The organism is Kribbella monticola, assembly GCF_003261635.1.
Classification (GTDB): domain Bacteria; phylum Actinomycetota; class Actinomycetes; order Propionibacteriales; family Kribbellaceae; genus Kribbella; species Kribbella monticola.
In genome coordinates this window covers 209,483-225,179 of record NZ_QFXK01000004.1, presented here as the reverse complement: position 1 = coordinate 225,179, position 15,697 = coordinate 209,483, and the positions used below count along the sequence as shown (strand labels likewise).

Genomic DNA, 15,697 nt, shown 5'->3' with positions numbered 1-15,697 from the left:
GAGGTCGTGGGAGAGTAGGACGTCGCCGGACATTCACACTGTTAAGGGCCACCCACACGGGTGGCCCTTAATGTGTTTCCAGACCTGTATGCATCGCCACGTCTCCAGGCATCTCCGCGTCTCCAGACCCGTTGTTTTCAGATCTCAGCCGGGCATTTGTGGCTGAGAATGCAGCGCCACCGGCCGGCCTGTAGGACGAAGACCTCGCTGATCCATTCGTCCGCTGCGTAAGAGACGCCGTCCCAGCTGCCCGTGCTCTGTTTGCGTGCGGTGATCACAGCAGTTTCTCCGTGCACGGTGACGCGTGCGGCTCCGACGATCTCCATCGTATGGTGAGCCAGCTTCCCCGAAGCGATCCAGTCGATGATGTCTGCCTTCGCCGTCGCCCCGGCCGACCCGATATAGGCCCAATCGTCAGCCATGAAGCCGGCGATCTCTTCGGCATCGTTGCGTACGAGAACGGCGTCCCAAGCGGCCGAAACGGCGAGAACCTCGGAGTCGACAGTCATGACTTCCTCAGCATCGTCCGAGCGGCGTCAGTGGGCTTCTGGGGCTATGCCGACCAGAGCCGCGGCAGCGCAGATGTGGACGGGGGTGAGATCTGCTGGTGCGACGGGCGCCTGGAGGAGAGTGCCTCGCTCGAACGGAGTGAGATCGATGTCGATCCCGTAGGCGCCGGCGACCATACCGCGGACGTAGGTGAGCCAGCCGATCATCGGAATGCCGCGACGGAAGACGCCGGCGGCTGCTGCGAGCTCGGTGTCGGCGATGCTGGCCCACTCGGGTTCCCAGATCGTCACCACGGCCCGGAGTACCTGCGCGAAGCGTTCTGACTGAATCAGTGCGTCGTCGTCGCTCCAATGGAGCGTGAGCTGGTCGGATGCCGTCGTCAGCGTTCCGCCCATGGAGAGGTCGAACAGCCAAGGCAACTCGCCTGTGCTCTGAAGGTGCAGCCGCGTCGTACTGGATCCGTTGGAGAGGACCTTCGTGGTTGCCTCGACCATCTCCTGCAGCGGAGTCGCGGCGTCCGCCTCGAGGACGTGGTACCCCCAACGCTCGTCCTGGGTCCACAGGTGCACGTCCGGGAAGGCGACCGCGACGGCGGTCAGCGTGCGCCCGACGCGGAGTGCCCGGTGCTCGATGGTTTCGTCACGGTGCGTCCATTGGGCGCGTAGCAGCCAAGATGCCATCTCACGCCCTCCGCTCAGTTGTCGGCTGGACCCGTTCGGCAGACGGTACGCCGACCTGCGAAGGATTGGCCAGAGCTCCGCCTACGCGGCGTGAACGAACCGAGCGGAACAGCTGACACGTCACCACCCCAGTGTGAACGATAGCCAGGCCACCCTTACCAACGGGGTCCCCTTTCCGCAGCCTCCCACCCAATCTGCGAACTCCCCGTAACCGCGGTACGACGAACCCCACAGCACCTCCGCGCGACGCCAACACTCCCGCTTCAATCAGTCGCGTCCTCAACCTTGGGAGTCGCCTTCGAGCGGGTTCTCCGAGGCTGAGGTCCCTTCGATGCAGGCTGAACAGCAGCACCTACCGCGGACGCGGATGTCGGCGCGTCGCTGTCACTCGACGCGGAGGTGGTGTCAGCTGCGGGGGTGGGGTTTGAAGCGGGCTCTGTGGGGAGTTGGTCGGGGGTCAGGTCCAGAGTCGGCGTGGGGCCTCGGTAGGAGTCGAGCCAGGTGCGCAGGAGTTCCACGCGGGCGGCGTACTCCTCGTTGCCCTTCACGACCGGCGCCTGGTTGTACGCCATCGTGTCCGAGGAGCGGCGGAGCTTCACGTAGAGGCGGGACGACGCCAGGGCGTACCGTTCCATGTCGTCCTGCAGGGCGCCGATGACCGTGATGTTGCGGTCACGGCCGATCTGCTCGAAGAGTGCGACCGCTTCGCGTCGGTGCTGGGAGCCGAGGTTGCGGCCCAGTTCGTCGAGGATGAGGAGCAGCGGCCGGTCGCTTCCGCCCGCGAGGGCGGCGGCGCAGACGAGCTTGACGGCCTTCTCGTCCATCTGCGCGGTGTTGCCCTTGACGTTGAACGCCGAGAACGGCCCGCCCTCGGATCGCCGCCACTTGGGCGTGACGGTCCACTTCCACGGCTTGTCCGGTTCGGCCGGCGGGTCGGGCTCCGGATACTCGAGCTTCGCCCCGTAGCCGCCGTACTGCTGGTCGAGGCGGTCGAATTCCGCCGACACCAGCCGGAGCCGCGACTTGATGCCGTCGGCAAGGGAGGCGCGGTGAGCGCGAGCGGTACTTTCGGCTTCACCCAGACCCTCGCGGGCGCGTTCGAGGGCGGCGTTGCGCTCGGCGCGCTGGCTGGCGATCTGCTGTTGCTGGAGGCTGTCGAACGTCTCGTGCTGCGCGAGATGGCTCGCCAGCGTCCGCTGCAACGCGGGCACCAGGGCGACGCGCGCACCGAGAGTGCCGTTGGACCAACCATCCTGACCGTTCAGGATTTCCCACAGCTCCGAAGGGATCTCCTCGCGCGAACGGGCGTTCGGGAAGCACCGGCGTACGACGTCGTCGAGTTGGGTGCAGGTCTGGTGGTTCCAGTCGGCCGTCGTTCGGCGCTGGGCATCCGACGGCAGAGCCAGCAGGAACTCGTTCGCCTCGGCGGCCGAGGCTCCCCAAGCAGTAGTCCGGGCGACCAGATCGAGCGAGGTCTGCTCGTCCAGCAGTACCAGCCGACGCCCGGCGAGGTCGTCGAGGATCCGGTCGTGGTCGCGGCGAGTGGCCTCGAGGTTCTTCAGGCGCTCGTCCCGGACCAATTGCTGACCGGCAGCCGCCTCGGCAGCCTCCTTGGCCGCCTGGAGCGATGGGGCCAGCGCGTCCCGGTCGTTCTCGTGGCGGTCGTTCGCCTCGCGGAGCGCGAGAATCTGCTCCTGTACGTCGGCAGCGGCTCCCAGCGCCCGGGCGGCCGCAGTACGGCGCTCGGCCTGTTCTACCCGGGACCGTGCTTGCTCCAGAGCGGCCGCTGCTGCGGAGCGAGCCTCGACCGCGGCGTCGAGCCGGCGTCGAGCGGCCTCGATCCGTGCGGTTCGGCCGGTGATCGGCTCCTCGAACTGTCCGACGGCGACCACACCAGCCGCCTCGTCGATGACCTCCTTCGCGGCGCGCGACGCCAGCGCCACGAAGAACGCGTCGAGCTTGAATCGCTTGTCAGCCGACGTCGGTCCGCCCTTGAAGGCGGTACCGGGCCGGTTCGCCAGCACCAGCAGGAAGCCTGGATAGCCGGCGTCCGCTAGCGCCGCGGCAGCCAGCGTGGCGTCCTCGGCGTCGACGACGACAGCCTCCCGGTACGGCGCGAGCCGGGGCTCCCATTCGGTACGGTCGTTCTCACCCAATTCGGTGATGTCGGTCAGGGCGCCGCACGCGATTCCGGCGTTCTCCAGCACCTGCTGCTGCGGCGCGGACACGGTCTGGCCGCTCTCCGCCTCGCGCAACAAGGCGGTCGCCTGGTCGACGAACGTCCGAGCCGCGTGATCCCGGCCGATCTGCTCTTCAAGAGCCTGCCGAGCCTCTTCCTGCTCAGCGGCGGCGGCATCCAGGTCACGTCCGTCCGCGGACCTACCGGCGTCGAGCAACCGGCGGTGCTCCTGGCCGAGCCGTTCGAGTTGCTCGCGCACGGACCGCTGGGCGAGGTCCAGCTCGCGGTCGCGGGCGTCGAGCTTGTCCCGCTCCTGCCGGGTCAGCTGGGCATCACGCAGCAGCGTCTCTTCATTGCCGAAAGCATCGATCTCGGTGTCGACCGTCTCGCGCCGGGCCTCCTGCTCGGCCACACGCTGGTCTAGTTCGGCGAGTTCGTGCAGGATCTCGGCGTTGCGGGCGTCTCCGTCGACCAGGTGGCGAGCGCACCGCGCCTTCCAGGATTCGCGCGCGTCGGCGAGCGCCGAACGGGCCGCCGCACGCTGCAGGATGCCCGCCTCGACCGTGGCCATCTCCTGCTCCCAGCGCTGCAGGTCGGCCGTCGCCTGCTTGGTCGCCTCCCGCTGGGTGTGCTCGGCGGACCGGTGTGCTTGTTCCTGCTCGAGCTCGTGGTCGAGGCCGGTCAGGGTGGCGATCGCGTTGAAGATCCGGGCAGGACCGAGCTCGTTCAGCGGCTCAGCCAGCAGGTTGGCCGTCGGAGATGACCGGACCGAGGTCGACAGGAAGGAAACGCAGCGCACCTGCCCGCCGTACAGGACGGTGGAGAGCTTGTTCGCGTGGAAATCTGTGCGGCCGTTGGAGTGGGGGAGAGCGGCCCAAAGGGCGTCCGCGCCCGCCGCACGCTCGGCCTCGGTCGCGCCGAACGGCACGTGCAGGCCGTTCTTCCAGCGCAGATCGAGGTACGACGCCTTGCGGTTGATCCGGATCCACACGGTGATCGCGGCCGCCTCGATCTCCACCAGCTCGGTCAGCTCCGGGTCGGAGAAGACGCCGATGATGTACCCGCGGTCGACGTTCGACCAATTGCCTTCCTGGCCGGCCGCTTCGGCGGTGAACAGCAGCTCGGCCGCGCCCGGAGCGCCGCTCGTGAGCCGCCATTGGTCGTCGGCGTGGAGCAGCGACAGCGCCGCGATCCAGGAGGACTTACCGGCGCCGTTCGAGTCGACGGGGCCCTGACCGGCAACCGTGACGAGGCCCTGCCCGACCATCGGGATCGGGTGGGTCGACAGTCGGGACAGGTCGACCACCTGTACGCCGAGCAGCACTTTCGAGCCGAGGATGTCGAACGGTCCGTCCTCAACAGGACTGCTCATGCTGCTCCTTGCGTCTGGTCTGCGTTCCTACCCGGCGCAGGCGTCGTTCCCCCGCCTTCACCCTGATCAGAAGAAGGACTTTATCGACCATTCCCACCCAACCCCGCATCGACAGCTCTCCGTGGTGTTGGAGCTTGTCGTACTGCGTGGCGTCAAGCGGTCTGCGAACCGGTTCAGCATGCAGTGGAACCGTCGAAGATTGTCGAATATGTAGTCGATTCGTCACACAGTGTTGACGACGGGTCGAGCAACTGACTACGGTCTCGCCCAGGAAAGCGCTCTCCAGCGCGGATGGACTGCTCCGACCGCGCCCCGCCCATCCACGAATGCCGAGCCCGGACGCGGGTTTGCGACGGCCGTGGACTCCTACTTTCCTGGAGGTTCGTCATGACCGGTTCCGCCCCAACGACTGCTCCACCGCGCCGGCGGATTCTCCGCGCCGCCGCCATCCTGGCCGCCGGCGCGGCGTTGCTCGCCAGCAGTTCCGTCGCGTTCGTACCGGAGGCTTCGGCGTACACGTTCGCGCTTCAGGGCTGGGCGACTCAGGGCGGCGGGACGACCGGCGGCGGGAGTGCCTCGCCCGTCACCGTGACCACCCAGTCCGCGCTGATCAGCAACATCCAGGCCAACGGCGCACGCGTCATCAAAGTGTCCGGCACGATCGCGCTGCCGAGCGGGATGACGAAGGTCGCTGCCAACAAGACGATCATCGGCGTCGGGAGCGGCGCGACGATCACCACCGGTGGTTTCAACATTGCCAGCGTCAGCAACGTCATCATCCGCAACATCAACTTCAAGAACTGGACCGACGACGCGATCAACGTGCAGTACTCGACCCACGTCTGGATCGACCACAACAACTTCAGCAACGGGTATGACGGCGCGGTCGACATCAAGCGGGCGTCGGACTACGTCACCGTGTCGTGGAACCGGGTGTTCAATCACGACAAGTCGTTCCTGCTCGGCCACTCCGACGACAACGGCGCCGAGGACATCGGCAAGTTGCGGGTCACCTACCACCACAACTTCTTCGACGGATCCACGCAGCGCCACCCGCGGGTGCGGTTCGCGAACCCGGTGCACGTCTACAACAACTACTACCGCGGCAACAGCGGCTACGGGGTCGCCTCCACTGTCAACGCGGGCGTCTTCGTCCAGCGCAACTACTTCGAGAATGTCAGCAAGCCGACGGTGGCTCAGACCGGCGACTCGCCCGCAGGCAATCTCAAGCTCGACGGCAACTACCTGACCGGATCCGGTACGCCGGTCTCGCGCAACCCCGGCAGCGTCGCAGCCATCCCGTACAGCTACACGCTCGACGCAGCCGCCGACATCAAGTCGATCGTCACCGCCTACGCCGGCACCGGCAAGATCTGACCGACCTGCAACCTGAGCACTTCCGGTGCACGTGGACGCCCCCACCACGTGCCCCCGCAGTACTACGTACTCCAGCGCAGTGCCCCACCGCCCCGGGGCACTGCGCTCGGCATCTGACCCGCGTGCCCGCGTGACGGGGTGGGCCGCGTGACCGGGTGGGCCGGGTGGGCCGGGTGACGAGGTGGGCCGGGTGACCGGGTGGGCCGGGTGACCGGGTGAGCCGCGGGGACCGGGTGAGCCGCGGGGACCGGGTGGGCCGGGTGACCGCGTGACCCCCGGGGACCGGGTGAGCCGGGTGAGCCGGGTGACCCGCGGGAACCGCGTGACGGGGTGAGCCGCGTGAGCCGGGTGACCGCGTGACCCGCGGGAACCGCGTGACGGGGTGAGCCGGGTGAGCCGGGTGAGCCGGGTGAGCCGGGTGACCCGCGGGAACCGCGTGACGGGGTGAGCCGGGTGAGCCGGGTGAGCCGCGTGACGGCGTGACCGCGTGACCCCCGGGGACCGGGTGAGCCGGGTGACCGCGTGGGGCGCGGTTTTGGAGGGGGTGGTTAGGTGGGGGAGTTGTTCGTGGGGAGGGGGGCTCGGGCTCGGATGGCTTCGGCTATGGGGCTGGCGGGGGCGGCGGCGAGGATCAGTTGGTCCTGGAGGCGGCGTCGGGCGGCTGGGGTGAGGCGTTGGAGTTGGGGGCCGGGGATGTAGCTGGGGCCGCCGGAGTGGTCGCCGGAGAGCTGGATCAGGCCGGCGGCGCGGAGTCGTTGGAGAGAAAGTCGGCGCTCTTCGCTGCTGATCTTGGTGGTGCGGAGTTCGTCGACTGTCGTCGGGCGGGCCGACTTCCAGCTGTCGCCCGTGAGGATGCCTTCGCTGCGGGGGATTGCCACCGAATGCACGAGGACAAGTACGAGTACGGCGCGATCGACGACGGACAGCGGCTGCCAGCCCTGCGCTGTAAGGGTTTCTGCAACATCGTCCGCGTAGCCGGCGGTCCAGTGGGTGCCGTCGACCTGCACGAGCGTACGGCCGATCAGCTTGAGCATCTTCTGGACTTGGCGGCGAAGTGTCACGTCGCGCAACCCGGCGAGCTGAACCTCTGCCACCGGGTTGGCCGCGTACTGCACAGCACTGAAGGCGGCCAGCACTTCGTCCCGAGAACGGTCGCTCAGATCCTGCAGCAGAGAGTCGAAGAGAGCATGCTGCTCAGACATCCTCAACCTCCACGGCAGAGGCTTCCGCATCGGCAAGGTCCGTGGCGGTGGCGGTGGCGGTGGCGGTGGCATCGGTAAGGTCCGTGGCGGTGGCAGTGGCGATGGCGTCGGCATCGGACGGCAGGGGGTCGGGGTCAGGCTCGGGATTGCGGGCCGGGCTGAGGACGGCTGGTGGTGGATCGGGCAGGACTCGGCAGAGCTCGCGGAGACCAGCCAGTTGTGGAGGTCCCCAGCTCACGACGCGCGGGCCGAGGCGAACCTCGCCGTCCTTCTCGTTCCACAGCAGCCAATGTGTGGCGTGGAGACGCCTGAGGCTGCCGATGATCAGGGTGAGATCGCTCGACTGCTCGGGCCGCCCGCGCATTCCGGCGTACACGGCTTTGATCTGGGTGAGCGTGCCGACGACGCCTGGCCAAGCTGGACCGCTGCGGTCCGGCCAGCAGCAGGTCACGCAGATCGCCAGCACCCGCGCTGTCTCGTTCGGTTGCTCGACGGCGACGGGCGGAGTACCGAGTTCCTCCAGTACTGCGTGTCCCGCGCCCTGCGGAAGCGTCGGCAACATCCAGACGCTCGAACCGTCCGGCTCGGCCGCTCGCGTCAACCCAGCAACGGCAGGCGTATCCGGCGAAACCTGCAACGGCCCGGCCGACTGCACCTTGGCCCACCACAAGGCGTTGTAGCTACGCCCACCTTCGACAACGGCGTCGGCAGTCATCGCGTCACCCGCCGGAACGTGCCCTCAGTCGCCCACGGCGTCCCGGCCGTCGGATCGATCCGCATCCCGTCCGCCCAGACCAGCTCGTAATCCAGTTCGTCGTGCAGATGTGCCGCCGTCAGCTCCGCCAGCACCCGCCGCGCAGTGATCCAGTCGCCCGCATCGTCGACCACGTCGATGATCGAAACGCTCGATCGCCCGGCCAGGATCCGCTCGGCCTCCGCGCGGAGATCCTCCCGATCCGTCGCGGCCGCCGACTCCGGTGCGTCCGTCTCCGCCGACGGCCGAGGTGGCGCCATCCGGGCGCTGCCGGTACGACGTCCTGACTCGACCGCCTCCAGCATCGTCTCGGGGGAGAAGTCCGGCGCGGCGGCGTCGAAGAGCAACCCGTCCAGTACGCCGGCGAGCGCGTCGGTCTCACTGCTCCGCGTAAAGGTCAGCCAGGTCTCGATCGGGAGCAGCCCGAGCGCGCGCGTAGTACCGGCTCGTTCGACGAGGCGGCCCGCGGCCAGCTGCACCGCATCGGCGTACGCGGCGAGGGACATCCGGAGTTGCGTGCAGGCGCGGTGGAGTGTGGGCCAGCGTTCGAGGACTATCCGGTGCACCTTCTCGGCCTGCTCGATCAGCCGCTCGTTGCCCCAGGCGAGCTGTGCGTTCTCCCGCAGCTGGGCGGTCGTGCTGGTCGAGACGAGGATGGCGAGCTCGTTCCCCAACAGGCGGAACACCTTTGTCAGGCGCTCGATCGACGCCTGCCCCTGGTCCTCCGTCGCACGCGGATCGCTCACGCTGTGCGCTTCGAGCGTGAGCAGTTGGTGCAGCTCGGCCTGCCCACCCTGCACGGACATCCGCTTGAGGAACATCAGCATCACGTACGGCGCGAAGGCGGCGCGGTGGCGCAGCTCGTTCGGCCGGTCGACCAGTTTGGTGATCGCGCCGTACTGCCGGAGCACCTCGAAGCGCCGCACGATCACGTCGTGGGGATAGCCCCGGCAGGCCAGTGACGCCTGCTCGACGGTCAGCCCGTCGCTGCCGGCTTCGGCGAACGCGTCCAGGATCGCCTGGTCGACGTCCAGCAGCTCGGGATCCACGATCATCGCGCCGGCCTCGCGAGCGAGCACGGCGAACACCTGCCGATAGACGCGCAGTACGGCCGCTTCGGCCTCCGCATCCAGCAAAGTCGCGTCCATCGTCACTCCTCCCGTGCGGTCGACCGGTCTGTCACCCGGGCCGATGAAGCCCGTCAACCAGACCGATGACCAGACCCGGACTTTATCGACCCGGGCGGACAGATCGGAAACCGGCGCTCGGCCGCCTGTGGACAACTCCCGCCCAGCCCAAAATCAGATGACGCCACGTGAACCACTCTCTACCATCCGAAGCATGATGAGACTGCTCGGCTAGTGCGTCCCCAAACGCTCTAGCCGACCCCCAGCAGCTGTGCCCGGTGCGGGCGACCCTCATTGCGAGGCGGTCGCCCCCGGACAGCTTGCTGTTCTCATTCACCGGAGTCACAGCATGGCACCGTCACGTCTCGACGCCTTGCCGATCGGCGCTCAGCACCCGCAGTACCGCGAGCTGCTCGCCGTCCGCAAGGATTCCGTTCCCGGCCGCATCCTGGTCGAGGGCAGCTGGGAGCACACGCAGCTCCTCACCACCCCAACCGCCATCGACGCCTTCTTCTACTGCCCTGAAGCAGCCGAGACAGGCATCGCAGAACAAGTAGCGACGCGGGCCGCCGAGGTCTTCCGTATCTCCCCGAAGCTCTACGCCCGAGTCACCCGCAAGAACAAGTCGGACGGCCTCATCTCGATCGCCCGCCTCCCGGTCTGGCAACCGACGGATTTCCGCTTCGACGAGTCGTCGCTGGTCCTGGTCGCAGACGGTGTCGAGTACGCCGGCAATCTCGGCACCCTGATTCGTACCGTCGACGCCGCCCGCGCCGACTGCCTCGTTCTCACCAGCAGGCGGGCGCGACGCAGTCATCCGGGCGTGTACGCCGCCAGTCGCGGTCTCGTGCTGAGTACGCCCGTACTCGAGTTCGACGACATTCCCGCCGCAGCGACGTGGCTTCGAGAGCGTGGAGTCGAGGTTCACCTGGCCGATCCGAGCGCGACGGGGAGCTACCGCGTACCGCAGTACAGGGGGAAGCCGACGGCGTTCGTGGTCGGCTCGGAAGGTGGTGGGCTGTCCAGGCATTGGCACGAGCAGGGCTTCGGGGCGGTTTCGATACCGATGCTCGGTCAGGCCGACTCACTCAATGTCGCGCTCTCCGCGGGGATCCTGCTGTTCGAGGCGCGGGCGCACAAGGACGGGTGGTGATGCCTGGTTTCGCGAGCCCGGCAGAATGGTGTCCCGTGAACGACTTCGAACCGGGTGAGGTAGTCGCCCCCAGCGACCCACGGATCGTCCTCGAGGGGCAATGGGCGCAGCAGCCCGGGCTCGCGATCACTGTCAATTCCGGATCGCGGATCAGCTTCTCCTTCGCCGGCGAGCGGGTGCAGCTGCTCTTCGACACCGATGGTCTGACCGTCGCACCGCATCTGTGGATTTCGCTCGACGACGCCGAGCCGGAACTGCACCTGATCGAGCGGCCGGTGATCGAGCTGACTGCCGAGACCGGGCGGCACACCGTCGAGGTCGTGGTGAAGGACGTCAACGAGTTCGTCAATCGCTGGAATCCGCCGTTCGAGTGCGCGGTCGTGTTCGCCGGCCTGGTGCTCGACGTCAACAGCCGGCTGCGGCTGATCGGTCGCCCGGCCGGACCGCGGCTGGAGTTCTACGGCGACTCGATCACTCAGGGCGTCCGTGCGCTCAGTGCCGATCCGGAGTCCGCCGGCGCCGACGGCAGCAAGTCGTACGCGTATCTGACCGCGCGGGCGTTCGGCGCAACGGCGTACCAGGTCGGTTTCGGCAGCCAGGGCATCGCTCGCGTCGGCAACGGGGAGGTGCCGAACGGGCTGGAGTCGTTCGGCTGGAATTTCGCGGGCTCGCCGGCCGAGCGGATCGAGCAGCCGCAGGTGGTCGTGCTCAATCTGGGCGTGAACGACGAGACGCTGACGGCTGACCAGTACGGCGAATACCTCGCCCGCGTGCGCTCGGCGTACGGGTCGGCCAAACTCGTTGCCCTCAGCCCCTTCAGTGGCAGGCACGCGGAGGCGATCGAGACCGCGGTGAAGCTGTCCGGCGACGACGACATCGTCTACGTCGGCACCGACGGCTGGATCACGCCGGACGACTGCACCGACGGCCTGCATCCTTCCGTCGCCGGACACGCCAAACTCGCCGCCCGCCTGATCGAGGCCCTGGAAACCCATACGGACCTCACCCGACCCTGACCCGGGGCGCGGCCCAGTTTCATGCGGGGCGCGGGGCGCGGGGCGCGGCTCGGGTCAGCGTCGGGCGCGGGGCGCGGCTCGGGTCAGCGTCGGGCGCGGGGCGCGGCTCGGGTCAGCGTCGGGCGCGGGGCGCGGCTCGGGTTCATGCTGCGTGCGAGGTCGAGGTCGTCGTCGCTCACCGACCGACCAGGTCGTGCGGATCGGCGGCGCCCGGGCCACGGAGTACCCAGTCGTTGAACTGCTCGCCGAACAGGTACCACAGGCCGTCCGTCCCGAGCCGGAGTTGCCTCCGGTCGGCTGTCACTCGATTGCCTTCGACGACTGCGTTCGCGCCCAACGCCTCGCGACCCTCCGCCATCGCAGCCGGATCGACCGTGCCCTCAGCCGAAGGCACCGACGCCGAAGCGTCCTCAGCCGAAGGCGTCGGCGCCGATGACGTCGGCGCCGATGACGTTGACGCCGACGGTGTCGACTCGGCGACGGCGAAGCCGCCCGCTCCGCCTTCGCGCCAAGCGATCGCCCAACTGGTCAGCACCCGAGCCGGTACGCCGGCGCGATGCGCGAGATCCGCAAGCCCCGCGGTCCCCAGCAAATCAGCCGCCCGGCGCGCCAGATCCTCCTCCCAGCTCAGCCCGAATCCACCGTCGCCGTCGCCCGACGCCAGCTCCCAAGCCCGCCGCGCCGCATCCGTCGCCAGCATCACCAGCTCCTGTGCGTCGATCCCGGACTGTCGCGGCGGCTCCAGCATCAGCACGGCCGACGGAACCCCCGGTTGCGCCAGCGGCTTCGGCGGCAACGGCACTGGACCAACCGCCTTCGCAAATGCAGCCCGCGCCGGTACGCCGACAGGCCGGCGTTTCACCGCAAATTGCTCGCCTCCGGCAGAGCGGCGCTCCCGTAGAGCCGCCATCAGCTCGTCCCGTTTGCGTCCGCGCAGCAGCAACAGGACGAACGGATCCTCGTCGAGTGCGTCGGCGATCAAGAAGCAGACGGCCGCCGAATGCTTGCAGGGAACGGCGAAGTCTGGGCAGTTGCAAGCGGTCTTCACCTCACCCGCATCCGGCAGCAACTCCAGCCCCGCCGCCTGCGCATCGTCCACGACCTCGGGAGGCAACTCGCCATCGAGCAACGCCGCGACCCGGCCGATCTGCGCGGACACCACGTCCAGCACCGCTTCCCACTCGTCATCGGTGAACGCCCGGATCCGCACGTTCACTTCGTACGGCGTGGTGCGGCTGCCCTGGACCGTCGCGCTCACCACGCCTGGATCAACGGTCAACTCGAGCACGCTGCCGCGTCGCGCATAGGACCGGCCGCGACTCAAGCGACCTGGGTCCAGCCGGGCGCGATGCACGAGCGCGTCCACCCAGGCCTTGCCCCACCAGGTCAGCCCGAATGGCCGACGGCTGCCGGGACCCTTGGCGGCGGGGAGCCCCGCGTTCTCCTCCGAGGAACGGCGCCAGCCTTGCCACGGCGTACGGTCGTTCATGCCGTTTTCCCAACAGCAGAAGGGTTGTAGGCGCTCGCCGCACCTGACTTGGCCGGGGTCGTCGACAGCTCGACCAACTCGGTCAGTTCGGTGTCGGACAGTTCACTCAGCCATGCCTCGCCCGAACCGACGACCGCGTCGGCGAGGTCACGCTTGGCCGCGATGACCGTGGAAATGCGGTCCTCGAGGGTGTTCTCGGTGATCAGCCGATGCACCTGAACCGGCCGGTCCTGTCCGATCCGGTAGGCACGGTCGGTCGCTTGGTCCTCGACGGCCGGGTTCCACCAGCGGTCGTAGTGCACGACGTGGGTCGCCTTGGTCAGCGTCAGGCCGACGCCGCCGGCCTTCAGCGACAGCAGGAACACCTGCGCCTCACCCGACTGGAACTGCTCCACCAGTTGCTCGCGTTTCCGCACCCCGATTCCGCCGTGCAGGAAGAGCGTCCGGACCTGCCGGGCCGCGAGGTGCGACTCGATCAGCCGGCACATCTCGACGTACTGGCTGAAGATCAGCACCGACTCGCCCTCGGCCAGGATGACGTCGAGCAGTTCGTCGAGGGCGGCGAGCTTGCCGGACCGGCGGGGGAGCGGACCGGGCTCGTGCAGGAACTGCGCCGGATGGTTGCAGACCTGTTTGAGCTGGGTCAGCAGGCTCAGCACCAGGCCGCGGCGCGCGATCCCCTCCGCCTCCTCGATCTTGGCCAGCGTCTCCTTCGCGACGGCCTGGTAGAGCGTGGCCTGCTCGGCGGTCAACGGGACTACGACATCGTGCTCGGTCTTCGGCGGCAGCTCGGGCGCGATCCCGGGATCGGTCTTCTTCCGCCGCAACAGGAAAGGCCGGGTGACTCGCGCGAGCCGGGCGGTCGCCTCCTCGTCGTGGTACCGCTCGACCGGTACGGCGATGTCGTGGCGGAACCGGTCCAGGGTGCCGAGCAGTCCCGGCGCGGCCCAGTCGAGGATGGACCACAACTCCGACAACCGGTTCTCCACCGGCGTCCCGGTCAATGCAAGTCTCGTTGCTGCAGGCAACGTCCGGAGTGCACGAGCCGTTCTGGACAAGGGGTTCTTGGCATGCTGCGCCTCATCGGCGACCGCGAGCCCCCAGAAGATCTCGCCGAGCACCCGGTGATCCTGCCGCACCACGCCGTATGTCGTCAGCACCACTTCGTCGGCCGCCAGCTCGCTGAGGTTGCGCCCGGCGCCGTGGTACCGCCGGGTGGGCACCTCTGGGGCGAACTTTCCCAGCTCGCGTTCCCATGTCCCCAGCAGCGTCGATGGGCAGACCACCAGCGTCGGTCCGCGTCCTCGCTTGCTCAGCTGCAGGTGCAGCGCGATCACCTGAATCGTCTTGCCGAGACCCATGTCGTCCGCGAGGCAGCCACCGAAGCCGAGGTCGGCCAGGTGTGCCATCCAGGCGACACCTCGCTTCTGGTAGTCGCGCAGCGTCGCTCGCAGCCCGATCGGTTCGTCCAGCGGCTCCGGCTCACGGGCGGTTCGGAGCTTCTCCACCATCGTGTTCAGCGAACCACCGGCGTCGAAGGCGACCAGTTCGCCGTCGACCTCGATCGTCCCCGTCAACGCAGCCGCGAGCGCCTCGGCCCCGGTCAACTTCCGCGATCCACCGCGCCGCAGCTTGCGAGCGAGCTCCTGGTCGATCCGCACCCACCGCCCGCGCATCCGGATCATCGGCCGCTTCGCCTCGGCCAACGCGGCGACCTCGGCCTCGGTCAGCTCCTGCCCGTCCAGAGTCGGCCGCCATTTGAACGCCAGCAGATCGTTGAGGCTGAAGTCCGGACCGGTCACCGCGCCCGGCGTCGGAGTGGCGACAGCACCGCGAACCGCCAGCTCACCAGCGAACAATTCGGCCGGCCACAACACCTCGATCCCGGCACCGTCCAACGCGGCGCTGTCGCTCGCCAGTTCGTCCAGCGCCTCGTCGTCGATCCCCACGGACTCGGGCGCCGCATGCTTCAAGGCCGCGCCGAGTGGCGGCCAGACCCGCGCGCCGCGTCGCAAGGCCAGCAGCAGATCGGTTTCCGCTCGCTCTCCAAGTGCAGCCAGTACTGCGGCCGGCGCGTTCCACACATCGGCCACATCCACCAGCAGGCTCGGATCCACGCCGCTTCGCAACTGCAGAACCGCGGTGAACTCGGCGTCGTCCTCAGGCGGCTCGATCCGCAGCACCAACCGAGCGCCGGCCTCTTCGCTCAACGCCGTCTCATCGAGCCACTCGGTCGGCCCGGTGAGCTCCAGCGGCTCGACCGCAGCGAACGGCCGGGCACCTTCCCGCACGGACACCCCTGCCGCCGGAGTACGGACCAGCGCATCCGCCAAGGCATCCCAGAACGCGCGAACCAACTGCTCCGGATCCGCCAGCCGCAGCGGCCGCGACCCTTCCACCGGTACTGCGAATGCCTCGGCGGGCATCGCTGCGGCAAGGTTCTTGAGCCAGCCACGATCGGCCGGATCCAACGGCCCGACCCGCCACGCACCGATCCCGGTCGTTCCCTTGTCCGGCACCAACCGCCCGCGCGCGATCAACCCGATCCCAGCCAGGGCAGCCGCTCGCCAGGCCCGGTGACTGGCCGAATCGCCCTCCCCGGCAGCCCGCGTCAAGAGTTCCAGCGCTTCCTGAACCGAGAACAGCCGAGCCGCCACCTTCACCCGCCGAGGCCGGTCCCCGCGCAGCTGAATCAGCTCCACCTGCCCGTCCGCCGGCAACCCCGCCGCAGCCAGGTCCCCATACGCAGCCAACCGCCCCACCCGAGGCGGTTCCTCCGCGAGAAACACAAGCTCAACCACCCACCGCACAGTACCCACTCCTACCGACAGCTTGCTG

At 68.5% G+C, this 15,697-nt stretch carries 11 protein-coding genes; 3 read left to right on the top strand and 8 right to left on the bottom strand.

The genetic code is table 11. From position 1 onward, the window contains the following. Nucleotides 1–137 precede the first annotated feature (137 nt). The 3 genes from DIZ26_RS03415 to DIZ26_RS03405 all read right to left on the bottom strand — a co-directional run bounded on the left by DIZ26_RS03415 (nt 138) and on the right by DIZ26_RS03405 (nt 4,741). The gene (locus tag DIZ26_RS03415; protein WP_112237565.1) at nt 138–509 is read right to left on the bottom strand and encodes a nuclear transport factor 2 family protein; all 372 of its coding nucleotides are present in this window, start codon (nt 507–509) and stop codon (nt 138–140) included. Nucleotides 510–536: 27 nt separating this feature from the next. After that, nucleotides 537–1,190, bottom strand: coding sequence for a hypothetical protein (locus tag DIZ26_RS03410; protein WP_112237563.1), 654 nt, complete (start codon nt 1,188–1,190; stop codon nt 537–539). 263 nt (nt 1,191–1,453) lie between these two features. Next, a complete protein-coding gene (locus tag DIZ26_RS03405; RefSeq protein ID WP_198675867.1) occupies nt 1,454–4,741 on the bottom strand; it encodes a coiled-coil domain-containing protein in 3,288 nt (1,095 codons plus the stop codon). Between the two features lie 387 nt (nt 4,742–5,128). Here DIZ26_RS03405 and DIZ26_RS03395 point away from each other — a divergent pair, with 387 nt between their 5' ends. Next, the gene (locus DIZ26_RS03395; RefSeq protein ID WP_112237559.1) at nt 5,129–6,118 is read left to right on the top strand and encodes a pectate lyase family protein; all 990 of its coding nucleotides are present in this window, start codon (nt 5,129–5,131) and stop codon (nt 6,116–6,118) included. A 548-nt stretch (nt 6,119–6,666) separates the two neighbouring features. Here DIZ26_RS03395 and DIZ26_RS03390 read toward each other — a convergent pair. Genes DIZ26_RS03390 through DIZ26_RS03380 form a run of 3 tightly spaced genes read right to left on the bottom strand, consistent with a single transcriptional unit; the run spans nt 6,667 to nt 9,222 of the window. After that, nucleotides 6,667–7,320, bottom strand: coding sequence for a hypothetical protein (locus tag DIZ26_RS03390; RefSeq protein ID WP_112237617.1), 654 nt, complete (start codon nt 7,318–7,320; stop codon nt 6,667–6,669). Beyond that, nucleotides 7,313–8,035, bottom strand: a complete 723-nt coding sequence (locus DIZ26_RS03385) for a hypothetical protein (protein ID WP_198675866.1) — start codon at nt 8,033–8,035, stop codon at nt 7,313–7,315. Before DIZ26_RS03385 ends, DIZ26_RS03390 begins: the two co-directional genes overlap by 8 nt. Further along, entirely contained in the window at nt 8,032–9,222 is a 1,191-nt protein-coding gene (locus tag DIZ26_RS03380; protein WP_112237557.1) for a hypothetical protein, read from the bottom strand. The genes DIZ26_RS03385 and DIZ26_RS03380 overlap by 4 nt, the downstream gene beginning before the upstream one ends. A gap of 328 nt (nt 9,223–9,550) precedes the next feature. Here DIZ26_RS03380 and DIZ26_RS03375 point away from each other — a divergent pair, with 328 nt between their 5' ends. Beyond that, complete coding sequence (locus DIZ26_RS03375; protein WP_112237555.1) at nt 9,551–10,354, top strand: TrmH family RNA methyltransferase; 804 nt, start codon at nt 9,551–9,553, stop codon at nt 10,352–10,354. 35 nt (nt 10,355–10,389) lie between these two features. Next, nucleotides 10,390–11,370 (top strand): GDSL-type esterase/lipase family protein, encoded by a 981-nt coding sequence (locus tag DIZ26_RS03370; RefSeq protein WP_232828123.1) that lies wholly within the window; start codon nt 10,390–10,392, stop codon nt 11,368–11,370. A 175-nt stretch (nt 11,371–11,545) separates the two neighbouring features. Here the strand turns inward: DIZ26_RS03370 and DIZ26_RS03360 are convergent, their stop codons facing one another. Both DIZ26_RS03360 and DIZ26_RS03355 read right to left on the bottom strand, forming a co-directional pair. Then, nucleotides 11,546–12,859, bottom strand: coding sequence for an SWIM zinc finger family protein (locus tag DIZ26_RS03360; RefSeq protein WP_232828122.1), 1,314 nt, complete (start codon nt 12,857–12,859; stop codon nt 11,546–11,548). Beyond that, entirely contained in the window at nt 12,856–15,660 is a 2,805-nt protein-coding gene (locus DIZ26_RS03355) for a DEAD/DEAH box helicase (RefSeq protein ID WP_232828121.1), read from the bottom strand. Before DIZ26_RS03355 ends, DIZ26_RS03360 begins: the two co-directional genes overlap by 4 nt. Between the last annotated feature and the right edge of the window lie 37 nt (nt 15,661–15,697).

Bases quoted from the DNA above. Each gene is read 5' to 3' on its own strand.
- DIZ26_RS03415 (WP_112237565.1), bottom strand. From the start codon at position 509: ATGACTGTCGACTCCGAGGTTCTCGCCGTTTCGGCCGCTTGGGACGCC.
- DIZ26_RS03410 (WP_112237563.1), bottom strand. From the start codon at position 1,190: ATGGCATCTTGGCTGCTACGCGCCCAATGGACGCACCGTGACGAAACC.
- DIZ26_RS03405 (WP_198675867.1), bottom strand. From the start codon at position 4,741: ATGAGCAGTCCTGTTGAGGACGGACCGTTCGACATCCTCGGCTCGAAA.
- DIZ26_RS03395 (WP_112237559.1), top strand. From the start codon at position 5,129: ATGACCGGTTCCGCCCCAACGACTGCTCCACCGCGCCGGCGGATTCTC.
- DIZ26_RS03390 (WP_112237617.1), bottom strand. From the start codon at position 7,320: ATGTCTGAGCAGCATGCTCTCTTCGACTCTCTGCTGCAGGATCTGAGC.
- DIZ26_RS03385 (WP_198675866.1), bottom strand. From the start codon at position 8,035: ATGACTGCCGACGCCGTTGTCGAAGGTGGGCGTAGCTACAACGCCTTG.
- DIZ26_RS03380 (WP_112237557.1), bottom strand. From the start codon at position 9,222: ATGGACGCGACTTTGCTGGATGCGGAGGCCGAAGCGGCCGTACTGCGC.
- DIZ26_RS03375 (WP_112237555.1), top strand. From the start codon at position 9,551: ATGGCACCGTCACGTCTCGACGCCTTGCCGATCGGCGCTCAGCACCCG.
- DIZ26_RS03360 (WP_232828122.1), bottom strand. From the start codon at position 12,859: ATGAACGACCGTACGCCGTGGCAAGGCTGGCGCCGTTCCTCGGAGGAG.